The 18,565-nt window shown below is 66.7% G+C and carries 20 protein-coding genes; 9 read left to right on the top strand and 11 right to left on the bottom strand.

Annotated features, from left to right (window positions below):
* Positions 1 to 20 precede the first annotated feature (20 nt).
* On the bottom strand, positions 21 to 662 hold the full coding sequence (kynB, locus tag BMY06_RS04025; protein WP_074981605.1) for an arylformamidase: 642 nt from the start codon (positions 660 to 662) through the stop codon (positions 21 to 23).
* Positions 663 to 793: 131 nt separating this feature from the next.
* On the opposite strand from kynB, the gene BMY06_RS04030 reads away from it, so the two are divergent.
* The gene (locus BMY06_RS04030) at positions 794 to 1,303 is read left to right on the top strand and encodes an Lrp/AsnC family transcriptional regulator (protein ID WP_065057177.1); all 510 of its coding nucleotides are present in this window, start codon (positions 794 to 796) and stop codon (positions 1,301 to 1,303) included.
* 81 nt (positions 1,304 to 1,384) lie between these two features.
* On the opposite strand, the gene BMY06_RS04035 is transcribed toward BMY06_RS04030, so the two are convergent.
* Positions 1,385 to 1,897 (bottom strand): flavin reductase family protein, encoded by a 513-nt coding sequence (locus BMY06_RS04035; RefSeq protein WP_065057178.1) that lies wholly within the window; start codon positions 1,895 to 1,897, stop codon positions 1,385 to 1,387.
* A 203-nt stretch (positions 1,898 to 2,100) separates the two neighbouring features.
* Between BMY06_RS04035 and msrA the strand changes: the two genes are divergently transcribed.
* A complete protein-coding gene (gene msrA, locus BMY06_RS04040) occupies positions 2,101 to 2,649 on the top strand; it encodes a peptide-methionine (S)-S-oxide reductase MsrA (protein ID WP_074981607.1) in 549 nt (182 codons plus the stop codon).
* A gap of 56 nt (positions 2,650 to 2,705) precedes the next feature.
* On the opposite strand, the gene BMY06_RS04045 is transcribed toward msrA, so the two are convergent.
* The 3 genes from BMY06_RS04045 to pdxH all read right to left on the bottom strand — a co-directional run bounded on the left by BMY06_RS04045 (position 2,706) and on the right by pdxH (position 6,214).
* Positions 2,706 to 4,076, bottom strand: coding sequence for a DUF72 domain-containing protein (locus BMY06_RS04045; protein ID WP_080180177.1), 1,371 nt, complete (start codon positions 4,074 to 4,076; stop codon positions 2,706 to 2,708).
* A 105-nt stretch (positions 4,077 to 4,181) separates the two neighbouring features.
* On the bottom strand, positions 4,182 to 5,396 hold the full coding sequence (locus BMY06_RS04050; RefSeq protein WP_065057180.1) for an SAM-dependent methyltransferase: 1,215 nt from the start codon (positions 5,394 to 5,396) through the stop codon (positions 4,182 to 4,184).
* A 176-nt stretch (positions 5,397 to 5,572) separates the two neighbouring features.
* Positions 5,573 to 6,214 (bottom strand): pyridoxamine 5'-phosphate oxidase, encoded by a 642-nt coding sequence (gene pdxH / locus BMY06_RS04055; RefSeq protein ID WP_065057181.1) that lies wholly within the window; start codon positions 6,212 to 6,214, stop codon positions 5,573 to 5,575.
* Between the two features lie 199 nt (positions 6,215 to 6,413).
* Between pdxH and tcdA the strand changes: the two genes are divergently transcribed.
* The gene (gene tcdA, locus BMY06_RS04060; protein WP_065057182.1) at positions 6,414 to 7,304 is read left to right on the top strand and encodes a tRNA cyclic N6-threonylcarbamoyladenosine(37) synthase TcdA; all 891 of its coding nucleotides are present in this window, start codon (positions 6,414 to 6,416) and stop codon (positions 7,302 to 7,304) included.
* 7 nt (positions 7,305 to 7,311) lie between these two features.
* On the opposite strand, the gene BMY06_RS04065 is transcribed toward tcdA, so the two are convergent.
* From BMY06_RS04065 to BMY06_RS04080, 4 genes are all read right to left on the bottom strand, one after another.
* A complete protein-coding gene (locus BMY06_RS04065; RefSeq protein ID WP_074981609.1) occupies positions 7,312 to 7,749 on the bottom strand; it encodes a hypothetical protein in 438 nt (145 codons plus the stop codon).
* A complete protein-coding gene (locus BMY06_RS04070) occupies positions 7,749 to 8,306 on the bottom strand; it encodes a nucleotidyltransferase domain-containing protein (protein WP_065057184.1) in 558 nt (185 codons plus the stop codon). Before BMY06_RS04070 ends, BMY06_RS04065 begins: the two co-directional genes overlap by 1 nt.
* A 169-nt stretch (positions 8,307 to 8,475) precedes the next feature.
* Positions 8,476 to 9,324: a thioredoxin gene (trxA, locus tag BMY06_RS04075; RefSeq protein WP_065057185.1), complete on the bottom strand. Its 849-nt coding sequence runs from the start codon at positions 9,322 to 9,324 to the stop codon at positions 8,476 to 8,478.
* 57 nt (positions 9,325 to 9,381) lie between these two features.
* Positions 9,382 to 10,266 (bottom strand): pirin family protein, encoded by an 885-nt coding sequence (locus BMY06_RS04080; protein WP_065057186.1) that lies wholly within the window; start codon positions 10,264 to 10,266, stop codon positions 9,382 to 9,384.
* A gap of 290 nt (positions 10,267 to 10,556) precedes the next feature.
* Here BMY06_RS04080 and BMY06_RS04085 point away from each other — a divergent pair, with 290 nt between their 5' ends.
* Positions 10,557 to 11,462, top strand: coding sequence for an EamA family transporter (locus BMY06_RS04085; RefSeq protein WP_065057187.1), 906 nt, complete (start codon positions 10,557 to 10,559; stop codon positions 11,460 to 11,462).
* Positions 11,463 to 11,578: 116 nt separating this feature from the next.
* On the opposite strand, the gene BMY06_RS04090 is transcribed toward BMY06_RS04085, so the two are convergent.
* Complete coding sequence (locus BMY06_RS04090) at positions 11,579 to 13,180, bottom strand: N-acetylmuramoyl-L-alanine amidase (protein WP_074981610.1); 1,602 nt, start codon at positions 13,178 to 13,180, stop codon at positions 11,579 to 11,581.
* Positions 13,162 to 13,773: a tRNA (adenosine(37)-N6)-threonylcarbamoyltransferase complex ATPase subunit type 1 TsaE gene (gene tsaE / locus BMY06_RS04095; RefSeq protein ID WP_074981612.1), complete on the bottom strand. Its 612-nt coding sequence runs from the start codon at positions 13,771 to 13,773 to the stop codon at positions 13,162 to 13,164. The genes BMY06_RS04090 and tsaE overlap by 19 nt, the downstream gene beginning before the upstream one ends.
* A gap of 161 nt (positions 13,774 to 13,934) precedes the next feature.
* On the opposite strand from tsaE, the gene queG reads away from it, so the two are divergent.
* The 5 genes from queG (at position 13,935) to plsY (ending at position 18,277) form a co-directional block, all read left to right on the top strand.
* Positions 13,935 to 15,176, top strand: coding sequence for a tRNA epoxyqueuosine(34) reductase QueG (queG, locus tag BMY06_RS04100; protein ID WP_244144295.1), 1,242 nt, complete (start codon positions 13,935 to 13,937; stop codon positions 15,174 to 15,176).
* A gap of 196 nt (positions 15,177 to 15,372) precedes the next feature.
* Positions 15,373 to 15,867: a methylated-DNA--[protein]-cysteine S-methyltransferase gene (locus BMY06_RS04105; RefSeq protein ID WP_074981766.1), complete on the top strand. Its 495-nt coding sequence runs from the start codon at positions 15,373 to 15,375 to the stop codon at positions 15,865 to 15,867.
* Positions 15,864 to 16,928, top strand: a complete 1,065-nt coding sequence (gene xerD / locus BMY06_RS04110) for a site-specific tyrosine recombinase XerD (RefSeq protein ID WP_080180176.1) — start codon at positions 15,864 to 15,866, stop codon at positions 16,926 to 16,928. The genes BMY06_RS04105 and xerD overlap by 4 nt, the downstream gene beginning before the upstream one ends.
* A gap of 45 nt (positions 16,929 to 16,973) precedes the next feature.
* Complete coding sequence (ybaK, locus tag BMY06_RS04115) at positions 16,974 to 17,465, top strand: Cys-tRNA(Pro) deacylase (protein WP_065057360.1); 492 nt, start codon at positions 16,974 to 16,976, stop codon at positions 17,463 to 17,465.
* Between the two features lie 185 nt (positions 17,466 to 17,650).
* Complete coding sequence (plsY, locus tag BMY06_RS04120; RefSeq protein WP_074981616.1) at positions 17,651 to 18,277, top strand: glycerol-3-phosphate 1-O-acyltransferase PlsY; 627 nt, start codon at positions 17,651 to 17,653, stop codon at positions 18,275 to 18,277.
* Positions 18,278 to 18,565 lie beyond the last annotated feature (288 nt).

Consider the following 18,565-nt stretch of genomic DNA (forward strand, 5'->3'; position numbering starts at 1 on the left):
AATTCCGGTGGGGAGGAGAGTCAGTTTGCCGATGCCGGCAGCGCGCGCAGCACGGCGCGCACGGGGCTGGCGTCGAGCGTCGCGAATTTGAGCGGCAGCGCGATGAGTTCGTAGTCGCCGGGCGCGACGGCGTCGAGCACCACGCCTTCGAGGATCGCCATGCGATGCGCGCGGATGCGGTGATGCGCGTCCATCGTCTTCGATTCCTGCGGGTCGAGCGAGGGCGTGTCGATGCCGATCAGCCGTACGCCGTGCGCCGCGAGCAGATCGACGGTTTCGGGCGCGACCGCGCAGAACGCGCTGTCCCAGCGATCCTGCGGCGCGCTCGCGTAAGTGCGCAGCAGCACGCGCGGCGGGATGCCGTCCAGCGCGGCCTGCACGTGTTCGGGCAGCACGACGGGCGTCGCGCCGACGCAGTCGATCACCCGGCACGCGCCGATATACGTATCGAGCGGCACCTCGCCGATGGGTGCGCCTTCGGCGTCGTAATGGAGCGGGGCGTCGGTGTGCGCGCCGGTGTGCGGCGAAAGCGTGACGCGTGCCACGTTCACCGACGAACCCGCCTCCATGCGCCAGACGCGCTCGACGGTTACGGGCGTATCGCCCGGCCAGACGGGCGTTGCAGGGTGGATGGGCGGGGAAATGTCCCAGAGGTCGTTCATCTTGCTGACAAGGTTGTCTCGTTATTTTTCGAATGATAGGCAACCCGCCGCGAAATGTGCTTGCGAAAAAAACGCCGCAAGCTACAGTTCTTGGCACATAATTTGTTACAAGACGGGAAAGGAGACCAAATATGAACGCTATCTCGCTCGACGCTACCGATTGCCGGATTCTCTCCGTGCTGCAGAACGAGGGCCGCATCAGTAACCTCGATCTGGCCGAACGCATTTCACTGTCGCCGTCCGCGTGTTTGCGGCGACTGCGCCTGCTCGAAGAGCAAGGCGTGGTCGAGCGCTATCGCGCCTGTCTGAACCGGGAGATTCTCGGTTTCGAGATGGAAGCCTTCGTGCAGGTGTCGATGCGCAACGACCAGGAAAGCTGGCACGAGCGCTTCGTGACGGCGCTGCGCGACTGGCCGGAGGTGGTGGGAGCGTACGTCGTGACCGGGGAAACGCATTACCTGCTGCGGGTGCTCGCGCACAACCTTAAGCATTACTCGGACTTCGTGCTCAACAAGCTCTACAAGGCGCCCGGCGTGATGGACATCCGCTCGAACATCGTGCTCACGACGCTCAAGGTGGAGGCGGGCGTGCCCGTCGATCTGATCGCGCAGCGCGCCGAGCAGAAGACGGCACCGGTCTGACGTTTTTGCACGCGCCGATGTAAAAAGGGCCGCTTCGAGCGGCCCTTGGCGTTGGCGCGGCGGATCGTGCCTGCGATCCGCCTAAAGCGATTGCAGCCGATGGAAACCGCCGCCGTGGAAGACCAGCGGCGAGTCGGCGTCGAGATCCTCGCGCACGCCGCAACGCTCCACTTCGCCGACGAAGATCACGTGGTCGCCTTCGTCGTAGCGGCTGCGGTTGTGGCATTCGAACCAGGCGATGGCGCCGTCGAGCACGGGCATGCCGGTGTCGCCGGCCGCGTGCGAAACGCCTTCGAAGCGGTCGCCCTTCACGGTGGCGAAGCGCTTGCACAGGTCGAGCTGCGACGCCGCGAGCACATTCACCACATAATGGCTGTTGCTGCGGAACACCGGCATCGAGGCCGAGCGCGTGGCGAGGCTCCAGAGCACGAGCGGCGGCGTCAGCGACACCGAGTTGAACGAACTCGCGGTGATGCCGATCAGCGAGCCGTCGGGCGCCTGGGTCGTGATGACCGTGACGCCGGTCGCGAACTGGCCGAGCGCGCGGCGGAAGGCGGCGGCGTCGAAATTGGGCGGGCTGGCGCGGCGGGTCATCGTTGCGCGCCTTCGGCGTAATGGGTGGCGATCAGCAAAGTCATGTGGAATTTCAGCGGATTGCCCCAATTTTAGCGAAAAGCGGCGCGCGACAGGCTGTACACCCACTCGCGCGCCGGGTTACCTGGGGCGGCGTGGCGCCATGCGCGGCGTGCGAAGCCGGCGCGGCGCAGCGCCGGCGCCCCATCACAGGAGAGTTCAGCATGAGTCAGACAGTCGAAACGGCCACCCTCGGCGGCGGATGTTTCTGGTGCCTCGAGGCGGTATTTCTGCGCGTGGACGGCGTGCTCGCGGTCGAATCGGGCTACGCGGGCGGCCACACCACGAACCCGTCCTACGAGCAGGTCTGCGACGGCGAAACCGGCCACGCCGAGGTCGTGAAGGTCGATTTCGATCCCGCGAAGATCGGCTATCGCGAGATTCTCGACATCTTCTTCGCGATCCACGATCCGACCCAGTTGAACCGTCAGGGCAACGACGTCGGCACGCAATACCGCTCGGCGATCTTCACGCATTCGGACGCGCAGCGCGACATCGCCAAACAGGCCATTCGCGAGCTGGCGGCCGAGGGCGTCTACGACGGCAAGATCGTCACGCAGGTGCTGCCGCTCGACGGCAACTATTTCCCGGCCGAGGCGTATCACCAGAATTACTTCGCGCAGCACCCGGATCAGGGCTACTGCGCGTTCGTGGTGGCGCCGAAGGTGGCGAAATTCCGCCAGAAGTTCGCGCATCGGCTCAAGGCTGACTGATCTTCCGACTGGATAGCCGATGAAAACGGCGGGCGCTTTGCGGCGTCCGCCGTTTTTTATTGCGCGGACGAATCGATGGAGGCGGCGATGTCGGCGACATCGGTGGCCGCTTCGGCACGCAGACGCTGCACTTCATCGGCGATGGCGCGCGCGAGCTTCTGGCAGGTCAGCGGCGCCGAGCCTTCGGCCTTGTTGTTGGTCGTGATCAGTACCGGCTGGCCCGCGATCACGTAGCGTGCCGCGAGTTCGGCGAGCGCGTCGCGCGTGTGCGGGTCTTCATCGACGAGCTTGTCGAACGGCTCGTAGCGCGCCTTCGCCTGCTCGTACTTGAAGCCGCTGTGCAGGCTCCAGCGCACGATCAGCGGACCGGCGGGCGCTTCGCCGTCCATCAGCGCGAGCGCGGCGGCCTGGCGCAGCGGGTCGGGCATGCGCGCGTGCAGACCCACGCAGTAGCGCACGCCCGCCGCGCGCAGCATGCGCACGAAGCGCGGCGTGAGCAGGATGGCGTCGCGGATCTCGACGGCGTAGCAGGTCGCATCGCCCGGCGCGGCGTCGGCGGCCGGTGCCGGAAGCGGCGGCAGCGCGGCCAGAAACGCGGCGAGGCGCTCGACGAAGGTCGTCGGATCGGCGAGCAACTGGTCGGTCAGCGGCGGAAACTGGAACACCAGCGCGCCCGCTTTCGCGCCGAGTCCTGCGAGGCACGGCTCGACGAATTCGCGCGCCGCCAGTTCGGGGTTCAGGAAGCAGGGATTGGCCGAAACCGGCTCGCCGCGATCGCCGCGCACGCTGGCGTCGGTGATGAGCGCGGGCGCCTTGACGATGAAGCGGAAGTGGTCCGGCACCTGCTGCGCGTAGCGCAGGTAGTCGGTGACCGTGAGCGGCGCGTAGAACGAGCGGTCGATGCTCACCGAGCGCAACAGCGGATGCGCGCCGTAAGCGGCAAGACCGTCGCGGGCGAGCTTCGAGTTGCTGTAGTCGTCGCCGTAGACGAGGCCGCGCCAGCCCGGAAACGACCACGACGACGTGCCCAGACGCACGCCTGCGGGCAGTTCGGCGCCGAGATCGAGCACGTCTTGCGCGAGTTCGGCGGGCAGCACGCCGCGCGCGCGGCGCTTCGGGGCGGGCGGGGTATCGCCGGATTCGGACGTGGGGGCGGGTTTGGGGCGTTTCGGTTTTGGCGCGGGGTCGCTGTCGGAGCTTGCGTTGGCGACATCGGCGGTCTTGGCGCGCTTCGGCAGTTCGGGCGGCACGAAGCCGAACAGATCGGTTTGCGGCGGTTCGGCCCTGTGCGTTGTGTCCACCGCGCGCGCGGCGCGGCGTTCGCGCGGTCGGCGTGTGGTCGATCCGGCGCTCGATCCACCCTCAGGCGCGAGGCCGGAACCGTCGTTCTCCAGGGCGCCGAAAAGGCCGTCGTCGCGTTCGTTCATGCTCGTCTAGTCAGTGGCGAAAGGCCGGTGGCAAAAAAGCGCCGTTCGCCTGGCGCGGACGGGCGGCGAATCCGTATTGCGCGCCGCCCGCGCCGTCGCCCCGTGTTACAGCGGCTTCTCGTACATGTAGCGGCGCGACCAGGGCAGCGTCGTCGCGCTGCGTCCGGCCTTGCGGCAGACGATCTGATAGATCGACACGTCGTCGTGCTCGAACGCGTACGCGCAGCCGGCCAGATAGACGCGCCAGATGCGGAACTTCTCGTCGTCGACGAGTTGCTTCGCTTCCTGCGCGCGCGCCTCGAAATTGTCCGCCCAGAGGTCGAGCGTGTGCGCATAGTGACGGCGCAGGCTCTCCACGTCAACCGCCTCCAGTCCGCCGCGCTGCGCCGCTTCGAGCGCGAGGCCGATATGCGGCAGTTCGCCGTCCGGGAACACGTAACGGTCGATGAACTCGCCGCCGCCCAGCGCTGTCTCGCCGCTTTCCGCGTCGCTCGACGTGATGCCGTGATTCATGGCGACGCCGTCGTCGGCGAGCAGTTCGCGCACCTTCGTGAAGTAGCCCGGCAGATTTTTGCGCCCGACGTGCTCGAACATGCCCACGCTCGTGATGCGATCGAACTGGCCCGTGACGTCGCGGTAATCCTGCAGACGGATCTCGATGCGGTCCTGCAGGCCCGCGTCCTTGACGCGCTGCGTCGCGAGATCGAACTGGTTCTGCGAAAGCGTCACGCCCACGCAGCGCGCGCCGAACTTCTGCGCGGCGCGCAGCACGAGCGCGCCCCAGCCGCAGCCGATGTCGAGCAGCGTCTGGCCCGGCTGCAACTGGATCTTGGTGAGGATGTGATCGATCTTCTTCAGTTGCGCGGTGGCGAGGTCTTCGTCGCCGTTCTCGAAGTAGGCGCAGGAATAGACCATGTTCTCGTCGAGCCACAGCTTGTAGAAGTCGTTCGAGACATCGTAGTGATACTGGATCGCGCGCTTGTCGGTGGTCTTCGAGTGCGTGAAATAGCGGCGCACGCGCGCGAGCTTGCTGGCGCTCGTGACCGTGTTGCGGGCGAGCGAATAGCTGATGTTGATGATGTCGGCGAGCTTGCCTTCGATGTCGATCTTGCCCTTCACGTAGGCCTCGCCGAGATTGTCGAGGCTCGGTTCGAGCAGCAGCGGCAGCGCCGCCGCGCTATTGACCTTCAGCGTGACCTGCGGCGCGGCGAAATTCCCGAAGTCGTATTGCTGACCGCTCCAGAGCACGAGCCGCGCGGGCAGGTTGGCCTTGTTGCGCACTTCGTCGACCCATTGCGCGAGTTTTTTCTCCCAGAACATGCGTTTTCTCCCTGTCCGATGAACGAGTGAAGCCCAAAGACACAAGCGAATTGCGATGCCAGCGATGAAGCCAAAACGGGGCGGCGCGGCGGCGTCGGTCGCCGCGCCGGGGTACGGCGGGTGTGGCTGATACGGCGCCGCGTGGGCGGCGCGTTTGAAGCGATGTGCCTGATGCCTTACGGCGCGAGGCGCTCGATGCGCCAGGCGTCGGCTGCGTGCTCACGCACGTAGCGAATGCGGTCGTGCAGCCGCGACGGACGGCCTTGCCAGAATTCGATCGCCGTCGGCACGACGCGATAGCCGCCCCAATGCGCCGGACGCGGCGGATTCTCGCCGTACTGCGCGCTGATTTCGCGCTCGCGCGCTTCGAGCTGCTCGCGGCTTTCGATCACCGCGCTCTGCTCCGACGCCCAGGCGCCGATGCGCGAGCCGAGCGGACGCGACTGGAAATACGCCTCGCTTTCCGCCTCGCTGGTCTTTTCGACCGCGCCTTCGATGCGCACCTGACGCTCGAGTTCAACCCAGTGAAACAGCAGCGCTGCGTGCGGATTGGCGCCCAGTTCGCGGCCCTTGCGGCTTTCGTAGTTCGTGAAGAACACGAAGCCGCGCTCGTCCACGCCCTTGATCAGCAGGATGCGCGCGGCGGGGCGGCCTTGCGCGTCGACGGTGGCGACCGTCATGGCGTTCGGCTCGGGCAGCTTCGCGTCCAGCGCCTGGGCGAACCAGGTGTGGAACTGGCGGATGGGATCGGGGTCGACGTCGGCGGCGTCGAGCGAGCCGAGCGAGTAGTTCTTGCGGAGGTCGGCGAGGGAGGTCATGTTTTATGCAGACGCTTCAGTGCGAACAAGTATATCGAAGAGGCGGAAATAGGGACGCGAACGACGGTTCGGCGGCCTGCCCACGGCGGCGGACCCGCAGCGATGCGGCCGCGTCCGGCCAGCTCGGGCGCGATCAGGCAAAATACGGGTCTCGCGAGGACCGGGGCAGTGCGCCGGTCCGCTTACGATTGCTACCGCCATGTCCAGTACCCCGATTTCCCCTGTCGCCGGCGCCGCCGGCCCCGCTGATCTTACCGCGAGCCTCGCCGCGGATGTTGCTGACCGGGCCCGTCGCTTCGGCGGCGTGGCGCGGCTTTACGGCGCACCCGCCCTCGATGCGTTCGAGCGCGCGCACATTGCCGTGATCGGCATCGGCGGGGTGGGCTCGTGGGTGGCGGAGGCGCTTGCGCGCAGCGCCATCGGCACGCTCACGCTGATCGACCTCGACAACGTCGCCGAAAGCAACACCAACCGCCAGATTCACGCGCTCGACGGCAACTACGGCAAGCCGAAAGTCGAGGCGATGGCCGAGCGCATCAAGCTGATCGATCCGGCCTGCGACGTGCGGCTCGTCGAGGACTTCGTCGAGCCGTCGAATTTCGACGCGCTGCTGGGCGGCGGATTCGATTACGTGGTGGACGCCATCGACAGCGTGCGCACCAAGACCGCGCTGATCGCGTGGTGCGTGGAGCATCGCGTGCCGCTCATCACCGTGGGCGGCGCGGGCGGGCAGCTCGACCCGACGCGTATCCGCATCGACGACCTCGCGCTGACGATCCAGGACCCGCTGCTTTCGAAGGTGCGCGGGCAACTGCGCAAGCATCATGGCTTTCCGCGCGGGCCGAAGGCGCGCTTCAAGGTGAGCGCGGTGTACTCCGACGAACCGCTGATCTATCCGGAAGCGGCGGTGTGCGATGTCGACAACGAGGCCGAACACGTGACGACCTCGCCGGGCCATCACGGGCCGGTCGGGCTCAACTGCGCGGGGTTCGGTTCGAGCGTCTGCGTGACGGCGAGCTTCGGGTTCGCAGCGGCGGCGTATGTGCTGCGGACGCTGGCGCATCGGGCGAATGCGCGGGCGGCGGGGTAATCGGAACTCAATGCGCGCCGGTTAGCGCGCGAGCGACCGGCAGGTAGGCGCGCAGAATCTCCAGCATGGCTGCCGCCTCGGCCTTCGAGACCGGCGGAAACGGCGACACGTACGACGTGCCGTTGCGCCGCTCATGAGCCTTCGTGATGAAGGCGAATTCCGCCGCACTCACGCCCAATGACGTGGACACGCGCTGGATGGCGAGGTTGCGTCCCGCGTCGCGCGTGCGCACCGCGTAGAACTCCAGCGTGGCCTGCACCAGTTGGAAATAGCCCTCGTAAGCCAGCGTGAAGATCTGCAAATGTCGTTCGGGGTCCAGACCTTCCGCGGTGACGAGATAGTCCGCCGCGTTGCGCAGGAAGCCCGCGATGGCGCCGGGCGTCGGGGCCACGGCTTCGAAGGCTTTCGTCTTGATGAGATTGTCGTATTCGGGCGGGCGCGTCATCACAGTATCGTCAGAGTGGGGCCCTGAACGATCTGGGCCATGACGGGATCTGACTGCACGAGCGCCGCCCATTCACCCGGCTCATACAACGAAAAGTTGATGGGGCGCAGCAAATCCTGTTCGACGGTGTGCATCGCCTCGGCGACTTCAAGAAGCGGCACGTTGCCGACCACGATCAGGTCGATATCGCTGCGGCCGCCGTCGGTACCTTTCGCCACTGAGCCGAACACGAACGCCGAATCGATACGCGCAGCGAACGGCGCGAGCGCTTCTTTCAGCGGCTCCACCACGGCAAACGACTTGCGCGCGATGCCGAGCAGTTCGGGATACAGCACAAATTCGGTATTCGCGCGGATGCTGCGCTGGCGGCCGCGCCGCGCATCTTCGCGCAGCACGCCCGCCTCGATCAGACGATCGACCTGTTTCTGCGCACTGCCACGTCCGCTGTCCGCGAGACGCAGCAGTTCCTGAAGCGTGAAGCTGCGCTCGGGTTGCACCAGCGTGGCGCCCAGCACGCGTTGCATGCCCGCAGTGAAGAGGAAATCGGCGAGGCTCACGATAAATCCTCAAAATAGGGATATTTATCCCCATTATAAGGATTTACGTGTTGATCCTCAATTCAAGGCCAACCGTCCCTCTTTTAAGGATTCGCCGTCAAAAAAAACGCCACGGTCTCCCGTGGCGCTTCCCCATCCGGCGCGGCGCGCTCAACCAGGCAAGCGCCGCTCAGTTCAACGTCGCGCTCAGCTTGCGCCGCCACTCGCTCACCAGTTGCGGCTGATGCGCGGCCAGATCGAACACCGACAGCATCGTCTTGCGGCCGATATCCTCGCGGAACGTCCGGTCGCGCTTCACGATTTCCAGCAGATGCTCCAGCGCGCCGGCGTATTTGCGCCGCGCGATCAGCGCGCTCGCCAGATCGAACTGCGCTTCCAGATCGTCCGGATTGTTCGCCACGCGCGTTTCGAGCGCGTCGGTCGGCGGCAAATCGGCGGCGGCGTCGAGCGCGTCCAGACGCGTCTTCAGCGCGTTGAAGCGCGCGTCGATGCCCTGCGTGGTCTTGGGAGAAAGCAGATCGACTTCGTTGTGCGCTTCGTCGGCGCGGTTGTCTGCGAGCAGCATCTCGATCAGGTCCATGCGCGCGTCGTCGAAACCGGGGTCGTAGGCGAGCGCGGCCTGCAGCGCTTCATAGGCGTCCTCGCGGCGGCCTTCCTCAATGGCCTGCTGCGCGACCTGGCGCGCGGCCTGCGCCGAATCGGGAATCAGCCGGTCGATGAACTCGCGCAGCTGGCCTTCGGGCAGCACGCCGATGAACTGGTCGACGGCCTGGCGGTCGGCGAACGCGACGACGTGCGGAATGCTGCGCACCTGGAAGTGCGCGGCCAGCTCCTGGTTTTCGTCGACATTCACTTTGACGAGCCGCCATTTGCCCGCGTACTCGGCTTCGAGTTTTTCGAGCATCGGGCCGAGCGATTTGCACGGGCCGCACCACGGCGCCCAGAAGTCGACCAGCACCGGCGCGAGCGCCGACGCTTCGATCACGTCTCTTTCAAAAGTGGCCAGAGTGGTATCCATTGCGTCCTCGTTGGGAATTGGCAGTCACGCGTGAAGATGGGGGCGAATCGCCGCGCTTCAATGCGCGGGCTTTTTCTCGGGCAGCGGAATCCATTCGGTTTCGCCGGGCACCTGCCCCATTTCCTGACGCGTCCACGCGGCCTTCGCGGCGTCGATCTTCGCGCGCGAGCTGGCCACGAAGTTCCATTCGATGAAGCGTTCGCCTTCGAGCTTTTCGCCGCCGAGCAGCATCACGCGCGCGCCGTTCGCGCTCGCGAGCGTGACCGTTTCGCCCGGCACCAGCACCGCCATGCTGTGCTGGTCGAGCGGCGTGCCGTCGATCGACAGGTCGCCTTCGACCAGATACACGCCGCGCTCCTCGTGCTCGGGTTCGAGCGCGATGGCGCTGCCGGGCGCGAAGTCGGCGGCCACGTAAAGCGTGCCCGAGAAGGTCTCGACGGGCGAAGTCGCGCCGAACGCCGTGCCCGCGATCACGCGCAGCGTCACACCGTTGCGCTCGATTTCGGGCAGCGTCGCGGCTTCGTGATGGAAGAACGACGGCTCGACGTCCTCGTGATCGAGCGGCAGCGCGACCCACGTCTGGATGCCGTGCATCGTGAGGCCGGTGGCGCGGTTTTCGTCGGGCGTGCGCTCGGAATGGACGATGCCGCGGCCGGCCGTCATCCAGTTGACGTCGCCGGGCAGAATCTTCTGCTCCGAGCCGAGGCTGTCGCGATGCATCAGCGCGCCGTCGTAGAGATAGGTGACGGTGGCGAGGCCGATGTGCGGATGCGGACGCACGTCGACGCCCGCGCCGGGCGCGAGCGTGGCCGGGCCCATGTGGTCGAAGAAGATGAACGGGCCGACGAGTCGCGCGGCCATGGCCGGCAGCACGCGGCGCACGTACAGGTTGCCGATGTCGCGCTGATGAGGCTTGAGGACCGCTTTGATCGATGAGGACATGGACGCTTCCTTGATGAGCCGGACGGTTCGAATGAGTGGGGCAAGGCGGCGGGGCAGCAGGGCGGCAGAGCGGCCGCGCCTGCGCTGCGCGCGCGGACTGGCGCTCATTCTAACGCCCGCTTCGGCGCTGTGTCGGCAAGCGCGAAGCAGCGTGTAAGGCGTCCGCTCGGGCTTCGTGAGGCACGGGACGCACGCCCGGCCGGCATCGACGCAATTTGTCCGGCTGGGCGAGCACGCGCCGCAGCCGCTAAACTGACAGATTCGACAGAACAATAGAGGGAGCCGGAGAGATGTCGCCGAAGGATTTGTTGCTGGCGCTGGTGGTGGTGATCGCGTGGGGCGTGAATTTCGTCGTGATCAAGGTGGGTCTGCACGGCGTGCCGCCGCTGCTGCTCGGCGCGCTGCGCTTCATGCTGGCGGCGTTCCCGGCGGTGCTGTTCGTGAAGCGTCCCAAACTGCCGCTGCGCTGGCTGCTCGCCTACGGCGCGACCATTTCGTTCGGCCAGTTCGCGTTTCTCTTCACGGCGATGTACGTGGGCATGCCCGCCGGACTCGCCTCGGTCGTGCTGCAGGCGCAGGCGTTCTTCACGCTGGTGTTCGCGGCCGTGTTTCTCGGCGAGCGGTTTCGCGCGCAGAACGTCATCGGCCTGCTGATCGCGGCGGGCGGCCTGGCGCTGATCGGCCTGCAATCGACGGCGGCGGCAGGCGTGGGCGTGCAGACCATGACGGCCGCGGGCTTCATCCTCACGCTGTGCGCGGCCTGCATGTGGGCGCTCGGCAATATCGTCACGAAGAAAGTGGGCAAGGTCGATCTGGTCGGCCTCGTGGTGTGGGCGAGCCTGATTCCGCCGCTGCCGTTCCTCGTGCTCTCGTATTTCATGGAAGGGCCGCAGCGCATCGAAACCGCGCTCGAAGGCATCGGCATGACTTCGATCGGCGCGATCGTCTATCTCGCGTTCATCGCGACGATACTCGGCTACAGCCTCTGGAGCCGTCTGCTCGCGAAGTATCCGGCCAGCCAGGTCGCGCCGTTCTCGCTGCTGGTGCCGATCGTCGGGCTCGCGGCGGCCGCGCTGCTGCTCGGCGAGCGTCTGAGCGCCGCGCAGATCGGCGGCGCGGCGCTCGTGATGGCGGGCCTCGGCGTGAACGTGTTTGGCGGCTGGGTCAGGCAGCGTCTGGTGGCGGCGCGCACCTGACACGCACCTCACACGCAGCTGAACACGCACATTTGAGTTCGCGGCATCGGCGCATGAAAAAACGCCGCGCTTCCGCAAGGAAGGCGCGGCGTTTTCGCATCTGACGCGTCGATCGATCAGGTCATGCGGCTCTTCGCGAGCGGCGGATTGGCCGCGAAATAGCGCTTGATGCCCTTCATGATCGCGTTGGCCATCTTGTCGCGATAGGCCTCGTCGTTGAGCTTCTGCTCTTCTTCGGGATTGCTGATGAACGCGGTTTCCACGAGGATCGACGGAATATCGGGCGCCTTGAGCACCGCGAAACCGGCCTGCTCGACCGAGCCCTTGTGCAGCTTGTTGATCTCGCCGACCTCGTTGAGCACGAAGCCGCCGTAGCGCAGCGAGTCGCGGATCTGCGCCGTCGTCGACATGTCGAACAGCGCGCGGTTGACGGCGGCGTCCGCCGTCTTCACGTTGATGCCGCCGATCTGGTCCGACGAGTTTTCCTTGTTCGCCATCCAGCGCGCGGCCGCGCTGGTCGCGCCGTGCTCGGAAAGCGCGAACACCGACGAGCCGCGCGCGGCGGGCGTGGTGAACGCATCGGCGTGAATCGACACGAACAGGTCCGCGCCCACGCGGCGGGCCTTCTGCACGCGCACGTTCAGCGGCACGAAGAAGTCGGCGTCGCGCGTCATCATCGCGCGCATGTTGGGCTGGGCGTCGATCTTGGCGCGCAGGCGCTTGGCGATGTCGAGCGCGATGTGCTTCTCGTAGGTGCCGCCGCCGCCGATCGCGCCCGGGTCCTCGCCGCCGTGGCCGGGGTCGATCGCGACCGTGAGCAGGCGCGTGGTGCCGCCCTTGCCGGACTTCGGCGCGGTGAAGCCGTAGTTGTCGTCGTCCTTGTCGGAGTCGTCGTCGGTCTGGGCGACGACGGGCGGCTTCGGCGCGGGCTTCGGCTTGACCACGACCGCCGGCGGCACCGGCGGCACGGGACGCGGCGACGACGGTCCCGCCGATCCCGCCGATCCCGCCGATCCCGACGATCCCGACGATCCCGACGATCCCGAAGCCGTGCCGCCGTCGTTCTGCGCGTAGCGCTGGAAGAAGTCTTCGCTGTTGTCGTGGCGCGGCGGCGTGTTCGGACCCGCGAGCGTGGACGGCGTGGGCGGCGTGTTCTGGCGCATCGCCTCGTGGGCGTCGAGCTGCTGCTGCTTGTGCTCGGTCTGCGCGAGCAGATCCATGAGCGGATCGGGCGCGACGGCCGGATACAGGTCGAACACCAGCCGGTACTTGTACGAGCCGACCGGCTGCAGCGTGAACACCTGCGGCTTCACCGAGCCCTTCAGGTCGAACACCATGCGCACGACGTGCGGCTGATACTGCCCGACGCGCACGGCCTGGATCTGCGGATCGTTCGGCGTGATCTTGGAGACGAGATTCTTGAGCGCGTCGTCGAGGTCGAGGCCGCTCAGATCGACCACGAGGCGGTCGGGATTCTGCAGCAGCGTTTGCGTGGTCGTGAGCGCCTGATCGGATTCGATCGTGACGCGCGTGTAGTCGCGCGCGGGCCACACGCGCACGCCCATGACCGAGGTCGCCCAGGCGAGGCGCGGTGCCGCGAGGCCGAGCACCAGCGTGGACGCGCCCGCCTTCAGAATCTGCCGGCGCCGCCAGTTGTGCGTGGCGGTGGCGGCGGATTCGATCGAGCGGAACGGTTTGATTAACATCTTTCTAGACATGCCTTTCCTGATGCGCTGTATGCGTACGCGGTGAGCACGCGGCCTTCGCCGTCCGGGCCGGGTTCGAGCTGGAACACCAGGTCCGGCACGCCGAGCAGGCCGCCCGCGCGTTGCGGCCATTCGACGAGACACACCGCCCCTTGCGCGAAATATTCGCGAAAGCCGGCGTCGGCCCATTCGGCCGGGTCGCTGAAACGATACAGATCGAAGTGATAAAGCTGGAGTTCCCCGCTCGCGCTTGCGACCGTGTAGGGTTCGACGAGCGTGTACGTCGGACTGCGCACGCGCCCGTTGTGGCCGAGCGCGCGCAGCGCGGCGCGCACGAGCGAGGTCTTGCCTGCGCCGAGGTCGCCGAGTAGCTGAACGTGCAGACCGCCGAATGCGTTGACGGCTGCGTGGCGTGCGGAACTGGCCGTATTGTCGGCAGGCTGGCGGGAAACTTGCGTGCTGGCGGCGCGCACCGCGTCGAGCGCGTGCGCGAAACGCGCGCCGAACGCATCGGTGGCGCTTTCATCCGCGAGCTCGAAACGGCGTTCGAGCAGAACAGGAGCGGCGGGCAGGCTCGCGTGGTCGTGACCGGGCGTGTCGGGCATTCTCGTAAAATGGCGTGATGAACCCCTCGCATTCCCCGTTGAACCAGACATTGGCCGCAGAGGCCGCGCGCGAGCCTGACGAGGCGAGTGCGTCGCGTGCATCGTCGTGCGCGCAGCAGACGCAGAGCGCCGGCGCGTCGGCGACGCTCGACGCAGCGGCACTGGCCGCGCTCGCGACGCAAATCCGCGCATGGGGACGCGAGCTGGGGTTCGGTGCGATCGGTATCAGCGACACCGACCTGTCCCATGCCGAGGCGGGCCTTGCCGCGTGGCTCGAAGCGGGCTGCCACGGCGAGATGGATTATATGGCCAAACATGGGATGAAACGCGCCAGGCCCGCCGAGCTCGTTGCCGGTACGCGACGTGTCATCACCGCGCGCATGGCCTATTTGCCGGCCGCCACGCTTGATCCGTCGGCGGCCGCGGCCACGGAGCATGCAACAGGTCAGGCCGCCGAAAGCGCTTCGCAAGGCGCGGATGAAGGGCGTCGCGGGCACGCCATCCACGACGACTGGCGTCAGCGCGAACACGCGCGTCTCGCCGATCCGCACGCCGCCGTGGTGTCGATCTACGCACGCGGCCGCGATTATCACAAGGTCATGCGCGCGCGTTTGCAGCAACTCGCGGAGCGTATCGAGGGCGAGATCGGCGCGTTCGGTTTTCGCGTCTTCACCGACTCGGCGCCCGTGCTCGAAGTGGAGCTCGCGCAGAAGGCGGGCATCGGCTGGCGCGGCAAGCACACGCTGCTGCTCCAGCGCGACGCGGGCTCGCTGTTCTTTCTCGGCGAGATCTACGTCGATGTGCCGCTGCCGACCGACGCGGACGATCCGGCCAGCGCCGCTCCCGAAACGCCCGGCGCGCATTGCGGCAGTTGCACGCGCTGCATCGACGCGTGTCCGACGGGCGCGATCACCGGGCCGTATCGCGTCGATGCGCGCCGCTGCATCTCGTACCTGACGATCGAACTGAAAGGCAGCATTCCCCTGGACATGCGGCCGCTGATCGGCAATCGTGTCTATGGTTGCGACGACTGTCAGCTCGTGTGTCCGTGGAACAAGTTCGCGCAGGCTGCGCCGGTCGCCGATTTCGACGTGCGCCACGGGCTCGACCGCGCGAGTCTCGTCGAGCTGTTCGGCTGGAGCGCGGCACAGTTCGACGAGCGCATGCAGGGCAGCGCGATCCGGCGTATCGGTTACGAAAGCTGGTCGCGCAATATCGCGGTGGCGATGGGCAATGCGCTGCGCGCGCCGCGTGTGGACGACGCGACCGGAACAAGCGAAACAAGCGAAACAAGCGAAACAAGCGCGCGCCGCGAAGCCATCGTCGATGCGCTGCGGGCGCGGGCGCAGGACGAATCGGCGGTCGTGCGCGAACATGTGCAGTGGGCGCTGGAAGCAGCATGATCGGCATGATCGATTGAACCGGCGCGGCGATTCAAGGAGAGCGGCGATGAGGAAACCATTGGCAAGCGCATCGGCAACGTATTCACTGTGGGACGACGCGGTAGACGCGGCGATGCGCGCCGCTGCCAACATTCCCGCGAACGTGCCCGCAGATCTTTCCGCCGATGCGCCCGCGCGCACGCCGAGCCGGCAGGCCTTGCGCAAGCTCGCGCCGCGCGTCTACAACGCGGTGATCGATGCGCCGTTCGGCAAGGTCGGCATCGTCACGAGCGCGGACGGCGTGCGCGAAATCCACTATCTGCCCGCTTCGACGCCGGGTGTCGCGCCGGATTCCGCACTCGCCGAACTGGCCTCCGCGCAGATCGCGCGCTATCTGGACGATGCGTCGGCGTCGTTCGATCTGCCGCTCGCGTCGCCTGGCACGGCCTTTCAGCGCCGCGTCTGGGACGGCATCTGCTCGATCGGGGCGGGCGCGGTGCTGACTTACGGCGAACTCGCGCAACGCGTCGGCAGCATCAGCGCGCGCGCGGTGGGGCAGGCGTGCGGCTCGAACTATCTGCCGATCGTGATTCCGTGCCATCGCGTGGTCGCGGCGAGCGGCATCGGCGGCTTCAATCACCACGGCGGCGACGGTTTTTTCCGCGACGTCAAACGCTGGCTGCTCGCCCATGAAGGCGTAAGAATCCGATGACGAACACCCCCGCGCACGAAAACTCGCACGAAGACGCGCAAGATCACGAAGCCGGTTTCGAGGACGATGCGCAAGACCTCGACGATGCCGATCCCATCGGGCACATCGACGCAATCGACGCAAGCGACGTAGACGAGGCCGCGCCGCTTTCCGACGCCGCTTCCGCCACGCTCGCCACGAGCCTGCTCGCCATCGACACGTTCTGCGACGCCATGTGGCTCGAACACGGTCTCTCGCGCAACACGCTCGACGCCTACCGGCGCGATCTGCGCCTGTTCGCCGAGTGGCTCGCACGCGCGCGCGAGCACGGCCTCGACGGCGTGCACGAAGACGATCTCTACGCCTACAGCGCGCGCCGCAAGGACGACAAATCGACGTCGGCGAATCGTCGGCTGTCGGTATTCCGGCGCTACTACGGCTGGGCGCTGCGCGAGCGGCACGTAAGCGTCGATCCCACCGTGCGCGTGCGTTCGGCGAAGCAGCCGCCGCGTTTTCCCACCACGCTCACCGAAGCGCAGGTCGAAGCGCTGCTCAACGCGCCCGACGTGGCCACGCCGCTCGGGCTGCGCGACCGCACGATGCTCGAACTGATGTACGCGAGCGGACTGCGCGTGACCGAACTCGTCACGCTCAAGACCGTGGAAGTCGGCCTGAACGAAGGCGTCGTGCGCGTGCTCGGCAAGGGCTCGAAGGAGCGTCTCGTGCCGTTCGGCGAAGAGGCGTCGGCGTGGATCACGCGTTATCTGCGCGAGTCGCGGCCCGCGCTGCTCGGCCCGCGTCCGGCCGACGCGCTGTTCGTGACGGCGCGCGCCGACGGCATGACGCGCCAGCAGTTCTGGCACATCATCAAGCGTCACGCGCTGAACGCGGGCGTGCACGCGCCGCTGTCGCCGCACACGCTGCGCCACGCGTTCGCCACGCATCTGCTCAATCACGGCGCCGATCTGCGCGTGGTGCAGATGCTGCTCGGCCACAGCGACATCTCCACCACGCAGATCTACACGCACGTCGCGCGCGAGCGTCTGCGTCTGCTGCATCAGAAGCATCACCCGCGCGGCTGAGCGCGAGCGCGCGGCCCACGCCGCTCGCGCATTACAATGCGCGCCATGAGCAAATCGAAACACGTCTCCGAAACGCCCGCCACGCAGATGCTGCGCCGCGCGGGCGTCGCGTTCGGCGAGCATCCTTACGAATATGTCGATCATGGCGGCACGGGCGAGTCCGCGCGCCAGCTCGGCGTGGACGAGCACCGCGTCGTCAAGACGCTCGTGATGGAAGACGAGAACGCGAAGCCGCTCATCGTCCTGATGCACGGCGACCGCAAGGTGTCGACCAAGAATCTCGCGCGGCAGATTGGCGCGAAGCGTGTCGAGCCCTGCAAGCCCGAAGTCGCGAACCGCCATTCGGGTTATCTGGTCGGCGGCACTTCGCCGTTCGGGACCAAAAAGCGCATGCCGGTCTACGTCGAAGCGACGATTCTCGATCTCGACGAAATCTGGCTCAACGGCGGCAAACGCGGCTATCTGGTGAGTCTCGCGCCCGCCGTGCTGACGTCGCTGCTCGACGCGAAGCCGGTTCAGTGCGCGAGCGTCGAATAAGCTCCGGCGCACCGCACGCGGGCCGGTACGCTCCCTGATTACCCTGGCGCGCCATCAAGGCGCGCCCGCGCTTCGGTAGAATGGGCGCCTTCGCCGCCGCGGCGCGGCCGTTGCGGGCATTGGCTGCGGGCCGGGCCCCGCGCGCTTCGTCTCACGTTTCGTTTTCATTACTTCGGGTTTCGTGCATGTACAACCTGTTCGTCGCCGTTCTGGCTTATCTGATCGGCTCGGTTTCGTTCGCGGTGATCGTGAGCGCCTTCATGGGCCTCGACGATCCGCGCTCCTACGGCTCCGGCAATCCGGGCGCGACCAATGTGCTGCGTAGCGGCAACAAAAAGGCCGCGATCCTCACGCTGATCGGCGACGCGTTCAAGGGCTGGCTCGCCGTCTGGCTCACGGTGCGTTTCGGGCCGCGTTTCGGTCTCGGCGATACGGCTGTCGCGCTCGCCGCCATCGCCGTGTTCCTCGGCCATCTGTATCCGGTGTTTTTCCGCTTCAAGGGCGGCAAGGGCGTGGCGACGGCCGCGGGCGTGCTGCTCGCCATCAATCCGCTGCTCGGCGGCCTGACGCTGCTCACGTGGCTGATCGTCGCCTTCTTCACGCGCTATTCGTCGCTGGCGGCGCTGGCCGCCGCCGTGTTCGCGCCGCTGTTCGACGTCTTCATGTTCGGCCCGCACGTGATTGCGCTCGCGATTCTCGCCATGAGCGCGCTGCTGTTCTGGCGCCATCGCGCCAACATCGGCAAGCTGATGAACGGCACCGAAAGCCGTATCGGCGATAAAAAGAAGAAGGCCGCCGCCGCGAGCGAGTGAGCGCTCGCTGCAAAATCAAATGGGCCAGACAGGCCAAAGCGGAGCCCGCCGCGAGGCAAGCGCGGCGCGGCGCCCTAAAAAGATGTTCGAGTTGTGAACCGACGCGCATTTTCTGCGCGTGTCGTCTGATCAGTTGCGCGCATTTGTCAGACGTTTGACTGCATTTTGTGCGCATTTGCACCAAAAAAGCGCCTTAAGTCGTCTGCCGGCGGGCCGTTAACCCGTATGTCATTTTCTTATTGCCATACGTACTCGCGGTCCGAATTACTTCTTCCCCCGGCGCTCCTC

The organism is Paraburkholderia tropica (genome assembly GCF_900109265.1).
Taxonomy (GTDB): Bacteria; Pseudomonadota; Gammaproteobacteria; order Burkholderiales; family Burkholderiaceae; genus Paraburkholderia; species Paraburkholderia tropica.

Excerpts from the sequence above, each read along its gene's own strand:
- BMY06_RS04085 (WP_065057187.1), top strand. The coding sequence starts at position 10,557 with ATGTCGCCGAAGGATTTGTTGCTGGCGCTGGTGGTGGTGATCGCGTGG.
- BMY06_RS04050 (WP_065057180.1), bottom strand. The coding sequence starts at position 5,396 with ATGTTCTGGGAGAAAAAACTCGCGCAATGGGTCGACGAAGTGCGCAAC.
- BMY06_RS04090 (WP_074981610.1), bottom strand. The coding sequence starts at position 13,180 with ATGTCTAGAAAGATGTTAATCAAACCGTTCCGCTCGATCGAATCCGCC.
- pdxH (WP_065057181.1), bottom strand. The coding sequence starts at position 6,214 with ATGACCTCCCTCGCCGACCTCCGCAAGAACTACTCGCTCGGCTCGCTC.
- ybaK (WP_065057360.1), top strand. The coding sequence starts at position 16,974 with ATGAGCAAATCGAAACACGTCTCCGAAACGCCCGCCACGCAGATGCTG.
- xerD (WP_080180176.1), top strand. The coding sequence starts at position 15,864 with ATGACGAACACCCCCGCGCACGAAAACTCGCACGAAGACGCGCAAGAT.
- BMY06_RS04065 (WP_074981609.1), bottom strand. The coding sequence starts at position 7,749 with ATGACGCGCCCGCCCGAATACGACAATCTCATCAAGACGAAAGCCTTC.
- BMY06_RS04045 (WP_080180177.1), bottom strand. The coding sequence starts at position 4,076 with ATGAACGAACGCGACGACGGCCTTTTCGGCGCCCTGGAGAACGACGGT.
- tsaE (WP_074981612.1), bottom strand. The coding sequence starts at position 13,773 with ATGCCCGACACGCCCGGTCACGACCACGCGAGCCTGCCCGCCGCTCCT.
- kynB (WP_074981605.1), bottom strand. The coding sequence starts at position 662 with ATGAACGACCTCTGGGACATTTCCCCGCCCATCCACCCTGCAACGCCC.
- BMY06_RS04030 (WP_065057177.1), top strand. The coding sequence starts at position 794 with ATGAACGCTATCTCGCTCGACGCTACCGATTGCCGGATTCTCTCCGTG.
- trxA (WP_065057185.1), bottom strand. The coding sequence starts at position 9,324 with ATGGATACCACTCTGGCCACTTTTGAAAGAGACGTGATCGAAGCGTCG.
- plsY (WP_074981616.1), top strand. The coding sequence starts at position 17,651 with ATGTACAACCTGTTCGTCGCCGTTCTGGCTTATCTGATCGGCTCGGTT.
- msrA (WP_074981607.1), top strand. The coding sequence starts at position 2,101 with ATGAGTCAGACAGTCGAAACGGCCACCCTCGGCGGCGGATGTTTCTGG.
- BMY06_RS04080 (WP_065057186.1), bottom strand. The coding sequence starts at position 10,266 with ATGTCCTCATCGATCAAAGCGGTCCTCAAGCCTCATCAGCGCGACATC.
- BMY06_RS04035 (WP_065057178.1), bottom strand. The coding sequence starts at position 1,897 with ATGACCCGCCGCGCCAGCCCGCCCAATTTCGACGCCGCCGCCTTCCGC.
- tcdA (WP_065057182.1), top strand. The coding sequence starts at position 6,414 with ATGTCCAGTACCCCGATTTCCCCTGTCGCCGGCGCCGCCGGCCCCGCT.